Below are 18933 nucleotides of genomic sequence, written 5' to 3' on the forward strand. Positions count from 1 at the left end.
GGGCGCAATGCGGGGCAGGACATGACGACAAGTATTCGCAGGGCGGCGCGGCACGCGCAAGCGCGGCGGCTCAGGCGCGACGCGGGGCTGACGCTGATCGAACTGATGGTCGTGGTGGTGATTCTGGCCCTTCTGGCGGTGGTCATCGTGCCGCGCGTCATCGACCGCCCCGATCAGGCGCGCGCGGCGCGGGCGCAGTCGGACATCGCGGCGATTGCCTCGGCGCTGAACCTCTACCGGCTGGATACGGGCGCCTACCCCAGCACCGAACAGGGGCTGGCGGCCCTGGTCACCCGGCCCAATCCGGCGCCCGCGAACTGGGCCGACGGCGGCTATCTCGAGCGCGTGCCGCAAGATCCCTGGGGCCACCCCTATCTCTACCTCGCGCCCGGCGTACACGGGGCTTTCGACATCGTGAGCCAGGGCGCCGACGGCGAAAGCGGAGGCAGCGGCGCGGATGCCGACATCACAAGCTGGCAGGCGGACTAACCCGGCCCCGGGGCGCGCCACGGCAGGGTTCACCCTGATCGAACTGCTGGTTGTCGTGGCCATCGTGTCGATCCTGTCGGTGGGCGTCGGCCTGACGGCGGGCGGCGCGTTCCGTGCGGGCACCGATCCGGCCGCGCAACTGGCCGCGACGGTCGAGCGCGCTCGTGACCGTGCCCTGCTGGGCCAGCGTTTGATCGGGATCGAGCCGCGCGCCGATGGCTGGCAGTTGCGCCAGCGCGACGCGCAGGGGCTGTGGCAGGATCTCGGCGTCGCCGAACGGACGCGCGGGCTGACCGTCGGCTGGCAGATCGCCGGACGCGCCGCGCCGGCGCGTCTGACGCCACCGGGAACCGGCCAGCCGCCGCCTATCCTGTTCGCGCCCGACGGCGGCAGCACGCCCTTCACGGCGGTTCTGGTGACCGGCGCGGGCCGGCGCGCCTGCGCCGCGCCCGCCGCGGGGGCGCTGACATGCGGGTGAGGGCGGGCTTCACGCTGATCGAACTGGCCGTGGCGGTGGCGATCCTGGCCATCGGCACCATGGCCGCCTATCGCAGCTTTGACGCGGCCCAGCGCGGCATCGGCGGGCAACTGGACCGGGCCCTGGCGACCGAGGTCGCGCTGAACCGTGCCGCCGAACTGCGGCTTCAGGGGATGCAGGCGGGGCGCGGCCTGCCGCCCGTGGTGTCGCAGGGGGGGCGTGACTGGGCCGTTTCGGTGACCGAGTCCGCCATGGCCGGAGGCCTGATCGAGGCCACGATCGCCGTAACCGCGCCCGAACGCCCCGGCGCACGGCTGGTCGCCGCCGTGCCGGCACGGGGGTCGTGATGCGCAAGGGCTTCACCCTGATCGAACTGCTGGCGGCGATGGCGATCCTTGCCGTGGTCTCGGTCATGGCGGTGCAGGCGCTGGGCGGGGTGTTCCACCAACGCGCCGTTCTGACCCGCCATGACGACCGCGACCGCGCGGTGATCCGCACGCTCAGCCTGCTGCGCCTGGACCTGGCGCGTGCGGTGCCGATGGACCCGGGCGCGCGCACGCCGACCGGGGGCCTGCTGATCGACGCGACCGGCGTCACCGTGCGGATCGGGGGGGTGGTGGCCGTGGCCGGCGGCGCGCCCGCGCGGGCGGGCAGCGGCCTGGCGACGGTGACCTGGCAGGTGCGCGACGGCACGCTCTTTCGCGCGCTCGACGGCGCTGCGCAGCCGGTTCTGACCGGGGTGCGCGCGCTGTCGGTGACACCCCTTCAGCCCGACGACGATCCCTGGTCGCTGGCCGCCGGGTTCGAGGCGCTGGTGCAGACCGACGATCCGGGGCCCCTGCGGCTGGTGGTCGCGCGATGAGCCGGCAGCGGGGCATGGCGCTGATCCAGGCGCTGCTGATCGTCGCCGCGCTGGCCGCCGTGGCGGCGGCGCTGATGCTGCGGGCGGGGCAGGCGACAGAACGGCTGGCGCTGCGCCAGCAGGCGGTGCAGGCCTCGGTCTATCTGGACGGCGCGGTCGAACAGCTGCGCGCGACATTGCCACGGGACGGTCCGGTCACGACGCGGCAGCCCTGGGCGCAGCCGCGCGCCGGTGTGCGGATCGGCGATGCCACGCTGTCCTGGCAGGTCGAGGATCTGCAAGGCCGGTTCAACCTGACCGCGCTGCTGACCGATCCGCAAGAGGCCTGGCGCGACGCCTTCGTGCGTCTTGCGCGGGGCGCCGGGCTGGCGGGCAGCGTGGCGCGGCGCGTGGCGGCGCGGCTTGCGGCGATGCCCGCGCTGTCGCCCGCGACGCCCTGGGCGCTGACCGAGGACACCGAAACGCGACAGGTCTGGTCCGACCTGCAACCGCTGATCGCCGCGCTGCCCGACGCCGAGGGGTTGAACGTCAACACCCTGTCCCCCGCGGTGCTGGCCGCCCTGGCGCCCGCCCTGTCCGGGGGCGATCGCGACGCGCTCTTGCGGCATGTCGCGACCGAACCGGCCAGCGAGATCGCGGCGCTGATCGACTGGGCTCGGCGCAGCCTGGGCGACGGACCGGCGGGGGTGCTGGCGGTGTTGCCCCTGACCACGGGATCGCGGTGGTTTCTCGCCCGGCTGGAGGTGCGGCTTGACAGCCTCGTGCTGCGCCGGTCTGTTGTGCTCAGATCCGGCGGTCCCACAGGGCGCTTTGCCGTCATCCTGTCCATGCCCGAGTTCGACTGATGCGCAAAGCCCCGCCTTCTTCTACCCCGCTCGCGTTCTGGCGGATCGGTGACGGCGCGCCGCCCGCCGGGCCGTTCGTGGCGCTGGCGCCGGGGGCCGATGCGCCGCTGCTGACCCTGACGCTGCCCGCGACGCTGAAGGGCCCCGCGCGCGAGGATGTCGCGCGGCGCCAGATCCGTGACCGGCTGGGCCCGGGGCTGGACCTGCGCCCGCTTGGCGCCGAGGGCTGGACCCGCGCCGCCGTCGCGCATCGCGCCGATGTGCTGCGCTGGCGCGGCGCGCTGGGAACGGCGGCGGCGCGCTGCCGGGGGATCCTGCCCGACTATCTGGCGTTGCCCACGGCGCCCGGGCTCTGGTCGGTGCAGGCCGGGCGCGACGGTCTGGTCGTGCGGCTGGGCCCCGAGGACGGCTTCACCGCCGAGCCGGACCTGGCGCGGCAGATGCTGCGCCAGGCGTTGGCCGGCCCCGGCCCGGCGGCCGTGCTGCGGCTCGGCGCGGATGCGGCGCTGGACGCCCTGTTCGACGGGCTTGCGCAGGCAACCGATCCCGCCGAGCTGCCCGCCGGGATCGTCCCGCGCCCCCTCGCCGCCGCCGATCTGGCGGTGGACTTTGCGCGCGACCCCCACGCCGATGCTGCCGGGATCGAGACCCGTCTCAGGCGGGCGCTGTGGCCGGCCGCGCTGGTCGTCCTGGGGGCGCTGGGCTGGGCGGGGTCGCAGGCCGTGACGATCCGCGACGACCGCGCCCAGGCGGCCGCGATCCGGTCCGAGACCCTGTCGGCCGTGCGCCGCGACCTGCTGCCCGCGGGGCCGATCCTGGACCTGCAAGTCCAGGTCACGCGCGAGATCGACCGCCGGACCCGCGATGCCCGGCCCCGGGCCGCGCCGCTGGGACCCCTGGATCTGCTGCGCCGCGCCGCGCCGGTGCTGGCCGAGGGCGCGCAGGTCGGCACGCTCACGCTGGGCGGGGACCGGGTGCAGGTCGATGTGGCGTTGCCCGATTTCCGCGCTCTCGACGCGCTGATCGCCGGGCTGGCGCAGGCCGGCATCCGTGCCGGCACCGCGCGCTCGGGCATCGACGCCGGCGGCGTGGCCGCGACCCTGACGCTGGAGGAGGCGCCGTGATCGCCGCGCTTGCCCATCTGCTGGCCGGCCGCAGCCCCCGCGAACGGGGCCTTCTGGCGCTGCTGGTGTTGCTGGCGCTGCCCGTCGCCTTTGTCGGCCTGGTGGCGCTGCCGCTGATCGACGCGCGCGCCGCGGCCCGGGCAGACCTGGAGACCGCGCAGGCCGAAAACCTCTGGTATCGCGCCCGTCAATCCCAGATCGCGGCGCTGCCCGTGGCCGGCGAACCGGGCCCCGCGGCGCATCCCGCGCCGATCGGTCCCGGCGGGATCGAGGGGCGGCTGATCGACGCCGGATTGCGCCCCGCGGTGCGGCTGTTGCAGAACGCGCCCGGCGGCGCGGTGTCCATCGAACTGGGGGCCGTGCCGTTCGACGCGCTGATGGCCTGGCTCGATCAGGCGGCGCCAATGGGCTACGCGATCGGCACGCTCGGGCTGACGCGCGCCGGTCCCGGGCTGGTCGATGCCGCGCTGACGCTGGAGCCGCTGCCATGACCCGGACCCTCGCGGTGATCGTCGGCCTGTTGTTGGGGCTGGGCCTGGCCGCCGCCGTGGGCGGGCGGGTCGGGCATCTGCGCGCGCTGCGTCTGGCCCCGGCATGGATGGCGAACATGTCGCCCGACGCGGGCCTGCCCGAGGGGCGGGGCACGCTGGCCGGGGCGGCGCTGTCGTGGCGTTGGCACGGGCTGGACGGCTGGACCGTCACGCTGCGCGGCGCCGACTGGCAGGCGCAGGCGCAGGCCTGGCCGGGCAACGGGGGGCTGGTCCTGTCCGACCTGCGCGGGGTGCTGCCGCTTTCGGTCCTGGAGGCGGGCACCGGCGCGCTGGCGGTCGAGGGCGGCGCACTGACGCTGGATTGGGGCGGGCGGACGGTCGCGGGCGACATCGACGGCCGCACGCAGGACGGCCCGCTGCATCTGCGCTGGATTGGCGACCGCTGGACGCCGGTTACCCCGTGACCAGCGACTGCATGTCGAAGATCGGCAGCAGGATGGCCAGCACGATCGTCAGCACCATGGCGCCCACGATCACCATCGAGGCCGGCTCGATGATGACCGACACGCGCTTGCGTTCCGTTCTCAGCCAGCTTTCGGCCAGCACGGCGGCGCGTTCGGTCATCGGCCCCAGCCGTGCCGAGGCCTCGCCCGCCTGCACCAGTTGCCGCGCCACCGGGTGCAGGAAGGGCAGCCGCGCCAGCGCCTGCGACAGGCTTTCCCCGCGCCGCAACGCCTCGCCCGCGTCGTCGGCCAGGCGGCGGTAGCGCGCGATTTCAAGCACGCCGGCCGAATAGCGCAGCGCCTCGGGCAGGGGCAGGCGGGCGTTGATGACCACCGCCATGGTGCGCAGGTATTGCGCGGCTTCGGCCATGCGCAGGAACCGCCCGATCAGCGGCAGGCGCAGGAACAGCCCGTCGCGGCGGTCGCGCAGCGCGGGGGTGCGCGCGACCCAGATCCAGCCGGCAACCGCCAGCGCCAGCAGCACCAGCAGCAGCCCCCAGTCGTCGCGCACCCAATCGACGATGGCCATCACCGCCACCGTCAGCGGTGGCAGCGGCCGGCCCGAATCCTGGAACATGGCGACGATCTGCGGCGCTACGGTGGTCATCAGGATCGCGCAGACGACGACAGCGACGACGGTGACAAAGGCCGGGTAGACCAGCGCCGAGGCAATGGCCGCGCGGTCGCCCGCGCTGGTTTCCAGGTGGTCGGCCAGGGTGTCGAACACGGCGGTCAGATCGCCCGACTGTTCGCCCGCGCGGATCGCGGCCGCATACCAGGGCGGCAGCGCGCCGCCCGCGCGGCCCAGGGCCTCGGCCAGGGGTTCGCCCTCGGTCAGGCCGGCGCGGGCCTCGGCTGCCAGGCGTTCGATGCGGGCGGCCCCGGCGGCGCCCTGCACGGCCTCGAGTGCGGCTTCGGCGGTCAGGCCTGCGCCCAGCAGAACCGCCATCTGGCGGGTGAACACCGACAACAGGTCGCGGTCGATGCGGCGCTCACGCCGCCGCGCGCGCACCGGGCCGGACTGAGGTTCAACCGTTGACGGCATCAGCCCCAGCGCCGCGACCCGGGCCGAGGCATCGCTTTCGTCCTCGGCCACCACCACGCCGCGCCTGCGTTTGCCCTGCGGCGTGTAGGCGGTATAGGCGAAGGTCCTCACGGCGTGTCGCCCATGACGCGGCGGACCTCGGCGAGGGTGGTTTCGCCCGCCGCCACCCGCATCAGGGCCGCCGCCATCAGCGACGGGCGCTCGCCCGCGGCCTGGCGCAGACGCAGCTCCGAGGCGTCGGTGTCGATCGCCGCTTTCAGCGCCTCGTCGATTTCCAGGATGTCGAACACACCCAGCCGGCCGCTGTAGCCGGTGTTGTCGCAGGCCTCGCAGCCGGTCGCATGGGCGGTTTCGGCGGGGCGGGGCAGGCCATGGGCGGCAAAGGGCGCGGCCTCGATGTCGGACAGGGGGGCGGTGCGCGCGCAGTGCGGGCACAGGCGCCGCACCAGCCGCTGGGCGATGACGCCGCGCAGCGTGGCTGCGATCAGATACCCTTCGACCCCCAGTTCGCGCAGCCGCACGATGGCCGACAGCGCGGTGTTCGCGTGCAGCGAGGAAAACACCAGATGCCCGGTCAGCGCGGCCTCGCTGGCCACTTGCGCCGTCTCGCCGTCGCGGATTTCGCCCACCAGGATCACGTCCGGGTCCTGGCGCAGGATCGAGCGCAGACCGCGCGCAAAGGTCAGGCCGATGTCGGGGTTCACCGGGGTCTGCGAGATGCCGGGCAGGTCGTATTCGACCGGGTCCTCGACCGTCAGGATCGTGCGTTCGCGCCGGTCCGCCAGCCTGAGCAGCGAATAAAGCGTGGTGGTCTTGCCCGACCCGGTGGGCCCGGTCGCCAGGATGATGCCGTTGGGCAGCGCGGCCAGCCGGTTCAGGCGTTGCGCGTCGGCGTCGGACAGGCCCAGCCGGTCCAGTGCCATCAGCCCGCCCGAACGGTCCAGCAGGCGCATCACCACCCGCTCGCCGTGGTGGCCGGGCAGGGTGGACAGGCGCACGTCGATGGCCCGCCCCCCCAGCCTGAGCGCGATGCGCCCGTCCTGCGGCAGCCGCGTTTCGGCGATATCCAGCCCCGCCATCACCTTCAGCCGCGACACCACCCGCCGCGCGGGCACGTCGCGGCGGTCAAACACGGTCTGCATCGTGCCGTCGATGCGCATCCGCGCGCGCAATCCGTCCTCGTGCGGTTCCAGATGCAGGTCCGAGGCCGCGCCGCGCACCGCCTGGCGCAGCAACTGGTTCACCAGCCGGATGACGGGCGCGTCTTCGGGGTCCTCCAGCAGATCGCGGCCGGTTTCGGCACGCGCCTCTTCCAGGTCAAAGGCGACCTCGGCGGCCGCGTCCTCGGTTCCGCCGTCATAGAGCTGCGCCAGACGCGCGGGAAACCCGTCAGAGTCCAGCACCGCGACCTCCAGAGGGCGCCCGGCGATCAGCCGGGCGGCACGCAGGCCGTTGGCGCTGGCCTCGGGGCCGATCAGCAGCGTGCCGTCCTCGATCGCGACCTGATTGTCGCGGGCAAAGGCAAAGGGCAGGCGCGCGCCGCTCATGGGCTACTGGCCCACATCCACATTGAGCCGGGGCGGAAGCGCCGGGAACAGCCGCTCGCGCACCGCCTGATCGACATAGGTTTCGTCGAACGGCTGGTTCAGGTCCACGCCATCGAACGGGAACCCGGTGCGGCGAACCTGCGGATAGAGACTGTCGTTGTTGCGCGGCGCGATGCGGCGGCTCAGGGTTTCGGATTCGCGGGCGATCTGACGGGTCAGCACGGTGGCCTCGCGTTCGGTGCTGACGACGCGCGGGCGCAGCATGACCAGCAGCACGCGCTGCCCCTCCTGCACGCTGCGGCCCCGGAACAGCTGCCCGATCACCGGCAGGTTGCTGAGCCCCGGCACGCGCTGGTTCTGCGCGTTCGAGCTGTCCTCGATCAAGCCGCCCAGGATGATGACCTCGCCGTTGCCGACCAGCGCGTTGGTGCTGAGCCGCCGGCGCGCCGTCACCTCGCCTCCGGCGGCGGCGGTGGTGCCGGTCAGGTTCGACACCTCCTGCGCGATGGACATGCGCACGGTGCCGTCCTCGGTGATCTGGGGGCGCACCGTCAGGGTCAGGCCCACGTCCTGGCGCTCGATCGTCTGGAAGGGCTGGTTGGGCACCGGGCTGGTGCCGACGGTGGAATAGCTGCCGGTGACGAAGGGCACATTCTGCGCCACGACGATCTCGGCCTCCTGGTTGTTCAGGGTCAGGACCGCCGGCGTGGACAGCAACCGGGTGGTGCGTTCGCGCGCGATCGCGGTGATCAGCGCGGCAAAGTTGCCATCCGACGCGGCGATCGTCCCGCCCGTTCCCGGGTCCAGGCTGTTGCCCGCCATGGCCGCCGAAATCAGCGTGATCAGGCTGCTGCGCCCGTCCAGCGCGAACGAGGTGCCGCCCCCGATCGCCTGGTTCAGAAGCCCGCCGAACTGCACCGACAGGTCGCTGAAATTCTCGGCGCTGATCTCGAAGATCACGGCCTCGATCAGCACCTGCGAGGGGCGGATGTCCAGCGCCCGCACCGCCTGCGCGATGGAATCGAGCCGCTCTTGCGGGGCGGTGATGAGGATCGCGTTGGACTGCGGTTCGGCCACCACCGTGACGGTGGATTCGCCTTCGCCGGTCACACCCAGGGACTGGCGCAGGACCTCGGCCAATTCGGGCGCCTGGGCATAGTTCAGCCGCACCACGCGCGAGGTCGGGCGCACCTGCGGCTGATCCAGCTCGCGTACGATCGCGCGCACCCGGTCGCGGTATTCCGACGGACCCGACACGACGATGCTGTTCGCGCCCGTGTCCGCCGCCAGGCTGGCGCCGTTGATCGCGGGCGTCGCGCTTTGCAGCACCGTCAGCAATTCGGCGGCATTGGCGTGGTTCAGGCGGATTGCCTCGACCGACCGGCTCGAGGCCTGCGTCAGCCGCTGCACCAGCGATTCGATGCGGGCGATGTTCTCGTGCCGGTCGGACAGCACCAGCAGCCCCGCCGAAGGGATCGGCGTCAGCATCGCATCGGGGGCGATCAGCGGCTCGACCACGTCGTAGATCTCGTTCAGGTCGGCGGCGGGCACGGGGATCGCACGGGTCTCGTAGGCGCCGCCCTGTCGCGCGCCGGGCGCGCCGGACGCCAGCCCCGCGGCGGCGTGCATCGGCACGATGCGGTCGATGCCCTCCCCCTCGACGATGGTCAGGCCGTTCATTTCCAGCACGTTGAGAAAGATCTCGTACATCGCCGCCGGCGTGACCGACACGGGCGCATAGACCGACACCTGGCCCTGAATCTCGGGGTCCACCAGGAAATTCCGCCCCGTCTGTTCCGAGACAAGCTGGATGAAACTGCGCAGGTCCACGTCGCGCAGATCGAGACGGATCTGCGCCGGCGCCGCGCCGGGCGATGCCAGCACGAGGCCGAGGCTGAGGACCAGAAAGGCGACGATGCGGATCATGGGGCGATTGTTTCCGTTTCGAGCACAAGGTCAACTGCGGCGCAGTCAAAGGCAGGCGGGCAGGGAAGGGCCGTCATCGGTTGCTCCCGGTTGTCGGTTGGCCCGCGCGCGCGCCCTGGGGCGTCGTTCGGGGGGGCGGGCCGCCGATCTGTGGCGGGCTGGGAACATAGGGCGCGAGGGCGCCGAACATGCCGCGCGGGGCGGGTTCGACGGGCCCCTCGTCGCGCGCCGGGGCCCTTTGCCGAACCGGGCGGGCGGGCTCGTCCAGCGGCCCCTCGACCGAGCGGTCGTCGGTGGGCGGTGGCGCGGTCTCGTCAAAGGTGATCGCGAAAAGCTGGTCGTCCAGCACCACCTCGATACCTTCCGGGTCGATGGTGACGATCTCTGCGCCATCGGCCAACCTGTCGCCGACGCGGCCCAGGACCGCCCCCTGGGGCGTGTCGATCAGCGCGATGGAGCCCTGCGCATCCACCACCACCCCACGCAGCACCAGGGTGCCGGGGTCAAAGATCGGGCCGGTTTCGGCGACGGGCTCAGGGTCGCGCGGCGCCGAAACGGGGGCCGGCGCGGCCTGCGGAGCGGGTGTTCCGAACAGGGGCGGCCAGGCCACGCGTGCCGCGCGCTCGGGCGCGTCGGCGGGACGGTCGGCGGCCAGCGCGCTGACCGGCGGCAAGGGCGTGACAGGGGGGGCGGGCGCCGTCACCGCCAGCCCGGCCAACCCCAATCCAAAGCCCGCCACCGCGGCTGCGGGCAGCAGCGCGAGCGGTCGGGCGCGGTCGGGCGCACGAAACGGTGCGGCAAGGGTCATGCGCGAATGGGCCTCGGGGTGTTTTTCTGGACATTATCTGTCGATAATCCTAAATTGAAAAGAAAAAAGCCCATAACAACCAATAAACCGAAGGTGAGAGCAGTGATCCCTTCCATCCTGTCCGGCGGCCGGCGACTGGCCGTGGTTTCGCTTGTGCTGTTGACATCGTGCGAGGCCGCCGGAACGCTGGCCGGCGGGGGGGCGCAATCCGACTATCTGGTGGCCCGCCAGGCGCTGGAGACCGGGAACTATGACCTGGCGGTGCAGCGGTATGGGCGGCTGATGGGGTCGCTGGACAGCGGCAGCGCCTCGCGGGTGCAACTGGAATACGCTCACGCCCTGCTGCGCGCGAACCGCTACGACGATGCCATCGCCGCCGCCGATCCGCTGATCGCGGGCCGGGACGGCAGCATCCAAGCCTCGGCCCTGGCGGTGCGCGGCACCGCCCGGCACGAGGCGGCGCGTGCGCGGCTGACGCAGGGCCAGGCGGATGCCGCGACCCGCGCCTTGCTGGAGGGCGCGCGCGAGGATCTGACGCGCTTCACCCGCGAGAACGGCCCCCTCGATACCGCCGGCAGCATGCGGGCGCGGTTGCAACTCATTGATGCCGATTTGGAAACACTGGGGCGGGGCTGATCCGGGCTTCTCGCAAAAAGACCCGATCCGTTCCGCAATTCCGCCGTTTTGTCTGGTCAGAAATTGCCGACAATTTGTAACGAATGCGGAGTATGGCGATGTTCACCACGGTGACGGAGAGGCCCGAACCGCGCGGCACGGCACGGGGTCGGGCGGCGGCGGCGACCTTGGCGGCCTGCGTGGCGACCGCGACGGCACACCCGACGCTGGCTGCGACGGAATTCTTTGGCGGCGGCTACATGTATGCATGGTCGGACGGCTGCGCGACCATCGGCTGGACGGGAACGCACCAGATCCTGGCGCGCTGGGCCCCGCAGGGAACGCCTGAAAACGCGTGGAACACCTCGCATATCACGCTGCTGCTGCCGACCGGCACGATCTCGTTCGGGTTCGACACGTCGCAGCAACGGCGCGAATTCCAGCCCTTGCCGACGACGCCCTCGTATATCTGGAACGATGTCTGGACCCCGACCAACCCGCGCATGCAGATCGTCATCGGCGAGGGGCCGAATCCCTGGGTCGATCAGACCGAAATGGTCTTTGGCCTGACCCATTTCAGCGAATCCGATTCCTGCGAAATGCGGGTCGTGCTGACCATGAGCAAGCTTTGAGGACCGGATCATGACCCGTATTTCGATGCGATCGACGCTTCGTGCCGTGCTGGCCCCGCTGGCGCTGACGACCCTCGTGCTGGGCGCGCTGCCGGCGCAGGCGGAATGGCTGGGCGGTGGCACGGTCCACAGCCCGCAGGGCTGCGAACGCTACGGCTGGCCGACGGGCCCCGAGATGGTCCGCGTGCGCGTGCGCAACGGCGCCGACCAGGGCGAGCGCAACAGCCACATCACGATTGCCTTCATGGTGGGCGGGATCAACACCTACCGCATTCCGAACGCGCTGAACGCGACCGCATGGTTCCGCGCGGCGACCGCGCGCTCGGTCTGGGACCGCATGTATTGGCTCGGCGGCAACCCCCGGGTGCGGGTTGTGGACTGGCGGGCGAACGACACGCGGTCCGGCCAGGGCGGCAACTCGCGCTATGGCGAGTTCCTGATCCGCAATTTCAACGGCGAGGTGGGCTGCACCGTCACGCTGACCGCGGTTCTGCGCAACGCGGCCGCGAACTGAACCGCAGACCCCGGGGCGGCGTCGTCTGCCCCGGCGCCTGCCCCCTCAGGCGGCCGCGGCCGGCCGGCGGATCAGCGCGGCGGCGTCCAGCACCAGCGGCTTCAGCCCGGCCCCGCCCGCGTCGAGGATGTCGAACAACTGGCGGCGCATCCGGGGTTCCCAGAAATCGTTGATATGCGCGGCGAGACCCGCGACGCCCTCGGCGTGAGGTTTCGATTCCATGAAGGTGGCGATCTGGTTCGCCATGCGGATCAGTTTTTCAGCGGACATTCTGGGGCTCCGAGGTGATGCGGTCGGAATGGGTGAAGACTTCGAACCGGTCGTGCCGGGCCTGGGCGATCAATGTAAGGCCGGCGGTCTCGGCGAGATCGACGGCGTCGGCGGTGGGCGAGGACAAGGCGACGATCGCCGGCGCCCCCAGTGCGGCGACCTTTTGCACCAGATCGATCGACACGCGCGAGGTCAGGATCACCGCGCCCTGCGCAGGGCGGACGGGATCGCCCGACTTGCCCGACACCAGCGCCCCGACCAGCTTGTCCAGCGCATTGTGGCGGCCCACGTCCTCGCGCGCGGCAATCATCCGCGTGCCATCCCAGAAGGCCGCGCAATGCACCGACCGGGTGGCGTCATGCAGCGTCTGCTGCCCGGGCAGGGCCGCGACCGCCGCCATGACCTGCGCCGGTGACAGGCGAAACGGGCCATGGGGCACCGCCGGCACCGCGCGCAGCGCCTGCTCCAGGCTGTCGATGCCGCACAACCCGCAGCCCACCGGCCCCGCCATGGTCCGGCGTCGGGCCTTGAGCCGGGCCTCGGCCGCGGCCGACACCCAGATCTGCACGTCGAGCCCGCGCGCGGTGTCCACCACGTCCAGGCTTTCGATCTCGTCGGGCCGCGCCAGCCCTTCGGTCAGGGCGAAACCATAGGCGAAATCCGCCAGGTGGTCGGGCGTCGCCATCATCACCGCCTGCGTGGTGCCGTTGAAGGTCAGCGCCACCGCGACCTCTTGCGGCAGCACGCGCTCGCCCGGCGCGATCGCCGCGCCAAAGGCCAGCCGGGGACGGGGCGCCGCGCCCTGCATCATTCCGCCGCGGGCAGGATGCGGCGGGACTGGTTGGCCTGGGCGGTGTAATCCTCCTGCCAGGCGCTGGGCCCGTTCGAGGGCGCGACCTGCACCGCCGTCACCTTGTATTCCGGGCAGTTCGTCGCCCAGTCCGAGAAATCGGTGGTGACGACGTTGGCCTGCGTGTCGGGGTGGTGAAAGGTGGTATAGACCACGCCGGGCGACACCCGGTCGGTGATCGTCGCCTTGAGCGTCGTCTCGCCCGCGCGCGAGGTCAGCCGCACCATATCCCCCTCGCGGATGCCGCGATTTTCGGCGTCGTGGGGGTGGATTTCCAGCAGGTCCTGATCGTGCCAGACGGTGTTCGGGGTGCGCCGCGTCTGCGCGCCCACGTTATACTGGCTGAGGATGCGCCCGGTGGTCAGCAGCAGCGGGAAGCGCGGCCCGGTCCGTTCGTCCGTCGCGACATAGTCGGTGCGGATGAATTTGCCCTTGCCGCGCACGAACCCGCCGACATGCATGGTCGGCGTGCCCTCGGGCGCCTTTTCGTTGCACGGCCACTGGACCGATCCCATCTCCTCGATCAGATCGTAGCTGACACCGGCGAAGCTGGGGGTCAGCAGGGCGATTTCGTCCATGATCTGGCTGGGGTGCGCATAGTTCCAGTTCGCGCCCATCGCGTTGGCCAGCATCTGGGTGATTTCCCAGTCCGCATAGCCGTTCTTCGGCGCCATCACCTTGCGCACCATGTTGATGCGCCGCTCGGCGTTGGTAAAGGTCCCGTCCTTTTCCAGGAATGTCGAACCCGGCAGGAACACATGCGCGTAATTCGCCGTCTCGTTCAGGAAGAGGTCGTGCACGATGACGCATTCCATCGCCGCCAGACCGGCCGCGACGTGGTGCGTGTCGGGGTCGGATTGCAGGATGTCCTCGCCCTGGCAATAGAGCGCCTTGAAGCTGCCCTCGACCGCGGCGTCCAGCATGTTGGGGATGCGCAGGCCCGGCTCGGGGTCGATCGCGGTGCCCCAGACGCCCTGGAACAGCGCGCGCACATCGTCGTTCTTGACGTGGCGATAGCCCGGCAGTTCATGCGGGAAGCTGCCCATGTCGCAGCTGCCCTGAACGTTGTTCTGGCCCCGCAGCGGGTTCACGCCGACGCCCCGGCGGCCGATGTTGCCGGTCAGCATGGCCAGGTTGGCGATGCCGATCACCGTGGTCGAGCCCTGGCTGTGTTCGGTCACGCCGAGTCCATAGTAGATCGCCGCGTTGCCGCCGGTGGCGTAAAGCCGGGCGGCCTTGCGGACGGTGTCGGCGGGAACGCCGGTCAGGGCCTCGGTCGCCTCGGGGCTGTTGCGCGCTTCGCTGACAAAGGCGGCGTAGTCCTGGAATTCGTCCCAGTCGCAACGCTCGCGGATGAAGGTCTCGTTCGCCAGCCCTTCGGTCACGATCACATGCGCCAGCGCGGTGACCACGGCGACGTTCGTGCCGGGGCGCAAGGCCAGGTGGTGCGCGGCGCGGATATGGGCGCTGTCCCGCACCAGTTCGGTGCGGCGCGGATCGACGACGATCAGCCGGGCCCCGGCGCGCAGACGCTTCTTCAGGCGGCTGCCAAAGACCGGGTGCGCGTCCGTCGGGTTGGCGCCAATGATCATGACGACATCGGCCTCGTCCACGGAATCGAAATCCTGGGTGCCGGCCGAGGTGCCGAAGGTCTGCCCCAGCCCGTAGCCGGTGGGCGAATGGCACACGCGGGCGCAGGTGTCAGTATTGTTGTTGCCGAACACCGCGCGCGTCAGCTTCTGCACCAGGAAGGTTTCCTCGTTGGTGCAGCGCGACGAGGTGATGACCCCGACCGACTGCCGGCCGTATTCGGCCATCAGCCCCTTGAGCCGCGCGGCGGTAAAGCTCAGCGCCTCGTCCCACGAGACTTCGCGCCAGGGATCGGTGATCTTGTCGCGGATCATCGGCGACAGGATGCGGTCCTTGTGCGTCGCATAGCCCCAGGCGAAGCGGCCCTTGACGCAGCTGTGGCCGTGGTTGGCCTTGCCGCTCTTGTGCGGGACCATGCGGACGAGCTGGTCGCCGCGCATTTCGGCCTTGAAGTTGCAGCCGACACCGCAATAGGCGCAGGTGGTGACGACGCTGCGCGCGGCGGTGCCCAGTTCGACCACCGACTTTTCGATCAGGGTCGCGGTCGGGCAGGCCTGCACGCAAGCGCCGCAGCTGACGCAATCCGACGACAGGAAGGTGTCGCCCTTCATCCCCGCCGAGACGCGGCTGTCCCAGCCCCGACCCTGGATCGTCAGCGCAAAGGTGCCCTGCACTTCCTCGCAGGCGCGCACGCAGCGCGAGCAGACGATGCATTTGGAGGGGTCATAATCGAAATAGGGGTTCGACTGATCCTTGGCCATCCATTGCGGGTTGGCGTGGCCGTTCTGGCGCGGGCGGAAATGGGTGTCGATCGCGTCGTAGCGCACGTCGCGCAGACCCACCGCCCCGGCCATGTCCTGCAATTCGCAATCGCCGTTGGCGGCGCAGGTCAGGCAGTCAAGCGGGTGGTCCGAAATGTAAAGCTCCATCACCCCCTTGCGCAGTTGCTGCAAGGTGTCGGTCTGGGTGTGGACCGTCAGTCCCTCGGCCACCGGGGTGGTGCAGGACGCGGGGGTGCCGTTGCGCCCCTCGATCTGCACCAGGCACAGCCGGCACGAGCCGAAGGCCTCGACGCTGTCGGTCGCGCACAGCTTGGGAATGTCGATCCCGGCCAGCGCCGCCGCGCGCATGATCGAGGTCCCCTCGGGCACCGTCACCGCGAAACCGTCGATGGTCAGCGACACCTGCCTGGTGGATTTCGACGCGGGCGTGCCATAGTCGCGGTCATCCCAGGGAATGATGAAGTCCTTCATTTCGTGGTCTCCCCTCGGGGCTGGGCTTTGGGCTGGGTGCAGCGGTCGATCAGCTCGCTGCGCAACAGGGTCAGCAGGTCGGGCGCGGGCGCGGGCCGGGAGGCGGTCATTCCGCCGCCTCGCGCGCACGGGCGAAATCGTCGGGGAAATGGGTGACGGCGGACATCACCGGATAGGGGGTGAACCCCCCCAGCGCGCAGAGCGAGCCGGCCTTCATGGTGGTGCACAGGTCGGTCAGCAAGGGCAGCGCCGAGGCATCGCCAGCCGCCACGCGGTCCAGCGTTTCCACGCCGCGGACCGCCCCGATGCGGCACGGCGTGCACTTGCCGCAGCTTTCGATGGCGCAGAATTCCATGGCGAAGCGGGCCATGGCCAGCATATCCAGGCTGTCGTCGGCCACCGTCAGCCCGGCGTGGCCGATCAGCCCGTCCTTGGCCGCGAAATCCTCGTAGGTGAAGGGCGTATCGAACAGCGCGGGCGGAAACCAGGCGCCCAGGGGGCCGCCGACCTGCACCGCCTTGACCGGCCGGCCCGTCGCCGTGCCGCCGCCGATGTCGTTCACGATCTCGCCCAGCGTCAGGCCAAAGGCGGCCTCGAACAGGCCGCCGCGCCGGACGTTGCCCGCCAGTTGCAGCGCCATCGTGCCGCGCGACCGGCCCAGGCCAAAGTCCTGATAGAACGCCGCGCCCTTGTCCAGGATCACCGGCACCGAGGCCAGCGAGATCACGTTGTTCACGACCGTCGGCTGCCCCAGGAACCCCTCGAGCGCGGGCAGCGGCGGTTTCGCGCGGACCACGCCGCGCTTGCCTTCGAGCGAGTTCAACAGGCTGGTTTCCTCGCCGCAGACATAGGCGCCAGCGCCGACGCGGACCTCCATGTCAAACGCGTGGTCCGACCCCAGGACGCGCGCGCCCAGCACCCCGGCGGCCCGCGCCACCGCGATCGCCTGGCGCATCTGGTCGATCGCCACGGGATATTCCGACCGCGTGTAGACATAGCCCCGCGTCGCGCCGACGGCGATGCCGGCGATCACCATCCCCTCGATCAGGGTCAGCGGATCGCCTTCCATCAGCATCCGGTCGGCAAAGGTCGCGCTGTCGCCCTCGTCGGCGTTGCAGACGATGTATTTCTGCGCCGCCCGGGCATCGAGCACGGTCTTCCACTTGATCCCCGTCGGAAAGCCGGCGCCCCCGCGTCCGCGCAGGCCCGAGGCGGTCACGTCCTGCACCACCTGAGCGGGGGTCATCGTCAGGGCGCGTTTCAGCCCGTTCAACCCGCCGTGCGCCTGGTAGTCGTCCAGCGACAAGGGATCGGTCAGGCCCACGCGGGCAAAGGTCAGCCGGGTCTGGCGCGCCATCCAGGGCAGCTTGTCGGTCAGGCCCAGCGCCTTGGGGTGGGCGGCCGCGTCGTCGAACAGCGCGGGCACATCGGCCGGGTCCATCGGGCCAAAGGCCAGGCGGCCGGCGTCGGTCTCGATCTCGACCAGCGGTTCCAGCCAGACCATCCCGCGCGAGCCGTTGCGCACCAGCGTCAGCGCAACGCCGCGCTTGTCGGCTTCGGCGCGGATGGCAGCGGCGACATCGTCGGCGCCCAGCGCGACAGCGGCGGAATCCATGGGAACATAGAGTTTCATCACCGCACCTCGTCCAGAATCGCGTCCAGTTTCGCCGCGTCCGCGCGGCCCACCAGCTTGCCGTTGACCATCGCCGCCGGACCGCAGGCGCACAGCCCCAGGCAGAACACGGGTTCCAGCGTCACGGCGCCGTTGGCCGTGGTCTCGTGCCAGTCGATGCCCAGCTTGCCGCGCGCGTGATCGGCCAGCGCGTCGGCGCCGACCGATTGGCAGGCCTCGGCGCGGCACAGTTTCAGCACCGTGCGCCCGGCCGGTTCGCTGCGGAAATCGTGATAGAAGGACATGACGCCATGGGCCTCGGCGCGGCTGATCGCCTGATCTTGGGCGATCACCGGCAGCGCGGCCTCGGGGACATGGCCAAAAGCCGCCTGCACGGCATGGAGGATCGGCAGCAAGGCGCCTTCCATCCCGCGATGGGCTTCGAGGATTTCGTGCAGGGTCTGCTCCTGGGCGGTGCCGAGGGACGGGGTGGCTGACATCTGGCTTCTCCGATCGGTTGGCGCCGGGGTAACGCCAAGTCGATTGACAATCAAATTATGATTTCCGTTGTTTGATAGATTGCATCTATCGAAACGGCTCAGGCCAGACATTCCACGAACGCATCCAGCAACAAGGTGCGGCGACCGACCGGCGGCAGAATGAAAGCGACATTCGCGATGCCCGCGACGCCGCCCGTCAGGGGGATGCAGGCCAGCCCGCGCCCCTCGGCAAAGAAGGCGGCGGTGCGGGCGGGCAGGATCGTGGCGGTGTGTTTCTCGGTCACATGGCTGACCAGCGCGACGATCGAACTGCTTTCGATTCGCGGCGAGGCGACGATTCCCACCTTGGCAAGATTGCGGTCGATGATCCGCCGGTTCTGCATGTCGGGGGTCAGCAGGCCCAGTTCGAACCCGCCCAGATCCGCCCAGGTCAGCGTCTCGGGCAGGTCGGGGTCGGCGGGCGTCACCAGCGCGTAATGCTCCTCATAAAGCAGCAGCGACTTGAAGCCCGGCAGCCGGTCGCGCGGATTGTCGGCGGTGGCATAGCTGAGCCCGGCGTCGATCTCGAAATCGGCCAGACGTTCCAGGATCTCGTGGCTGTTGAGCGAGTCGATCCTGAGCCGAACGCCCGGGTGGTCATCCAGAAAGGGCCGCGTCAGGTCGTGCACCGCCGCCAGCGCCGTCGGGATCACCCCCAGCCTGAGCGTGCCCGACAACCCCCTGCGCGCGACCGCGACATCGGATTTCAGCGCGCGCGCCTCGGCGACGATGGCCTTGGCGCGGGCCAGCACGCGCTCGCCCTCGGGCGTCAGGCCGATGAACCGGGCGCCGCGCTGGACCAGTTGCACGCCAAGGTGCTCTTCCAGCGACTTGATCGCCGAGCTGAGGGTCGGCTGGGTCACGTTGCACGCCGTGGCCGCGCGGCCAAAGTGGCGCTCGCGGGCCAGGGCGATGAGCATTTCCAGCTTGTCGATCATGG

21 protein-coding genes are annotated in these 18933 nt (G+C 70.8%); 11 read left to right on the forward strand and 10 right to left on the reverse strand.

The genetic code is table 11. The annotated features are described in order from the left end of the window. The first annotated feature begins 21 nt into the window (after positions 1–21). Genes gspG through H6900_06140 form a run of 8 tightly spaced genes read left to right on the forward strand, consistent with a single transcriptional unit; the run spans position 22 to position 4753 of the window. Complete coding sequence (gene gspG / locus H6900_06105) at positions 22–489, forward strand: type II secretion system major pseudopilin GspG (protein MCC0072847.1); 468 nt, start codon at positions 22–24, stop codon at positions 487–489. After that, on the forward strand, positions 458–967 hold the full coding sequence (locus H6900_06110; GenBank protein MCC0072848.1) for a GspH/FimT family pseudopilin: 510 nt from the start codon (positions 458–460) through the stop codon (positions 965–967). The genes gspG and H6900_06110 overlap by 32 nt, the downstream gene beginning before the upstream one ends. Then, positions 958–1314, forward strand: a complete 357-nt coding sequence (locus tag H6900_06115; GenBank protein ID MCC0072849.1) for a prepilin-type N-terminal cleavage/methylation domain-containing protein — start codon at positions 958–960, stop codon at positions 1312–1314. Before H6900_06110 ends, H6900_06115 begins: the two co-directional genes overlap by 10 nt. Continuing rightward, a complete protein-coding gene (locus H6900_06120) occupies positions 1314–1829 on the forward strand; it encodes a prepilin-type N-terminal cleavage/methylation domain-containing protein (protein ID MCC0072850.1) in 516 nt (171 codons plus the stop codon). The genes H6900_06115 and H6900_06120 overlap by 1 nt, the downstream gene beginning before the upstream one ends. Beyond that, positions 1826–2674 (forward strand): general secretion pathway protein GspK, encoded by an 849-nt coding sequence (locus tag H6900_06125; GenBank protein MCC0072851.1) that lies wholly within the window; start codon positions 1826–1828, stop codon positions 2672–2674. Before H6900_06120 ends, H6900_06125 begins: the two co-directional genes overlap by 4 nt. After that, positions 2674–3798: a hypothetical protein gene (locus tag H6900_06130; protein MCC0072852.1), complete on the forward strand. Its 1125-nt coding sequence runs from the start codon at positions 2674–2676 to the stop codon at positions 3796–3798. Before H6900_06125 ends, H6900_06130 begins: the two co-directional genes overlap by 1 nt. Further along, positions 3795–4289 carry a type II secretion system protein M gene (locus H6900_06135; GenBank protein ID MCC0072853.1) on the forward strand — a complete coding sequence of 165 codons (495 nt, stop codon included), beginning with the start codon at positions 3795–3797 and terminating at the stop codon, positions 4287–4289. The genes H6900_06130 and H6900_06135 overlap by 4 nt, the downstream gene beginning before the upstream one ends. Then, complete coding sequence (locus H6900_06140) at positions 4286–4753, forward strand: hypothetical protein (GenBank protein ID MCC0072854.1); 468 nt, start codon at positions 4286–4288, stop codon at positions 4751–4753. Before H6900_06135 ends, H6900_06140 begins: the two co-directional genes overlap by 4 nt. Here H6900_06140 and H6900_06145 read toward each other — a convergent pair. The 4 genes from H6900_06145 to H6900_06160 form a co-directional block, all read right to left on the reverse strand. Next, positions 4743–5948: a type II secretion system F family protein gene (locus tag H6900_06145; GenBank protein ID MCC0072855.1), complete on the reverse strand. Its 1206-nt coding sequence runs from the start codon at positions 5946–5948 to the stop codon at positions 4743–4745. The two genes, H6900_06140 and H6900_06145, sit on opposite strands and share 11 nt — an antisense overlap. Further along, positions 5945–7384 carry a type II/IV secretion system protein gene (locus tag H6900_06150; protein ID MCC0072856.1) on the reverse strand — a complete coding sequence of 480 codons (1440 nt, stop codon included), beginning with the start codon at positions 7382–7384 and terminating at the stop codon, positions 5945–5947. The genes H6900_06145 and H6900_06150 overlap by 4 nt, the downstream gene beginning before the upstream one ends. A 3-nt stretch (positions 7385–7387) precedes the next feature. Further along, on the reverse strand, positions 7388–9310 hold the full coding sequence (locus H6900_06155) for a type II secretion system protein GspD (protein MCC0072857.1): 1923 nt from the start codon (positions 9308–9310) through the stop codon (positions 7388–7390). Between the two features lie 73 nt (positions 9311–9383). Then, the gene (locus tag H6900_06160; GenBank protein ID MCC0072858.1) at positions 9384–10118 is read right to left on the reverse strand and encodes a hypothetical protein; all 735 of its coding nucleotides are present in this window, start codon (positions 10116–10118) and stop codon (positions 9384–9386) included. Between the two features lie 102 nt (positions 10119–10220). Here H6900_06160 and H6900_06165 point away from each other — a divergent pair, with 102 nt between their 5' ends. The 3 genes from H6900_06165 to H6900_06175 all read left to right on the forward strand — a co-directional run bounded on the left by H6900_06165 (position 10221) and on the right by H6900_06175 (position 11879). After that, positions 10221–10754: a hypothetical protein gene (locus H6900_06165; GenBank protein MCC0072859.1), complete on the forward strand. Its 534-nt coding sequence runs from the start codon at positions 10221–10223 to the stop codon at positions 10752–10754. Positions 10755–10846: 92 nt separating this feature from the next. Next, positions 10847–11365, forward strand: a complete 519-nt coding sequence (locus H6900_06170) for a hypothetical protein (GenBank protein MCC0072860.1) — start codon at positions 10847–10849, stop codon at positions 11363–11365. Between the two features lie 10 nt (positions 11366–11375). After that, positions 11376–11879 carry a hypothetical protein gene (locus H6900_06175; protein MCC0072861.1) on the forward strand — a complete coding sequence of 168 codons (504 nt, stop codon included), beginning with the start codon at positions 11376–11378 and terminating at the stop codon, positions 11877–11879. Positions 11880–11924: 45 nt separating this feature from the next. Here the strand turns inward: H6900_06175 and H6900_06180 are convergent, their stop codons facing one another. From H6900_06180 to H6900_06205, 6 genes are all read right to left on the reverse strand, one after another. After that, positions 11925–12149, reverse strand: a complete 225-nt coding sequence (locus tag H6900_06180) for a formate dehydrogenase subunit delta (protein MCC0072862.1) — start codon at positions 12147–12149, stop codon at positions 11925–11927. Further along, the gene (fdhD, locus tag H6900_06185; protein MCC0072863.1) at positions 12139–12960 is read right to left on the reverse strand and encodes a formate dehydrogenase accessory sulfurtransferase FdhD; all 822 of its coding nucleotides are present in this window, start codon (positions 12958–12960) and stop codon (positions 12139–12141) included. The genes H6900_06180 and fdhD overlap by 11 nt, the downstream gene beginning before the upstream one ends. Next, complete coding sequence (gene fdhF, locus H6900_06190) at positions 12957–15842, reverse strand: formate dehydrogenase subunit alpha (protein MCC0072864.1); 2886 nt, start codon at positions 15840–15842, stop codon at positions 12957–12959. Before fdhF ends, fdhD begins: the two co-directional genes overlap by 4 nt. Positions 15843–15948: 106 nt before the next feature. Beyond that, on the reverse strand, positions 15949–17475 hold the full coding sequence (locus H6900_06195) for an NADH-quinone oxidoreductase subunit NuoF (protein MCC0072865.1): 1527 nt from the start codon (positions 17473–17475) through the stop codon (positions 15949–15951). Beyond that, positions 17475–17954, reverse strand: coding sequence for a formate dehydrogenase subunit gamma (locus tag H6900_06200; protein MCC0072866.1), 480 nt, complete (start codon positions 17952–17954; stop codon positions 17475–17477). The genes H6900_06195 and H6900_06200 overlap by 1 nt, the downstream gene beginning before the upstream one ends. A gap of 98 nt (positions 17955–18052) precedes the next feature. Further along, positions 18053–18931: a LysR family transcriptional regulator gene (locus tag H6900_06205; protein ID MCC0072867.1), complete on the reverse strand. Its 879-nt coding sequence runs from the start codon at positions 18929–18931 to the stop codon at positions 18053–18055. Between the last annotated feature and the right edge of the window lie 2 nt (positions 18932–18933).

Source organism: Rhodobacter sp. (assembly GCA_020637515.1).
Lineage (GTDB): Bacteria > Pseudomonadota > Alphaproteobacteria > Rhodobacterales > Rhodobacteraceae > Pararhodobacter.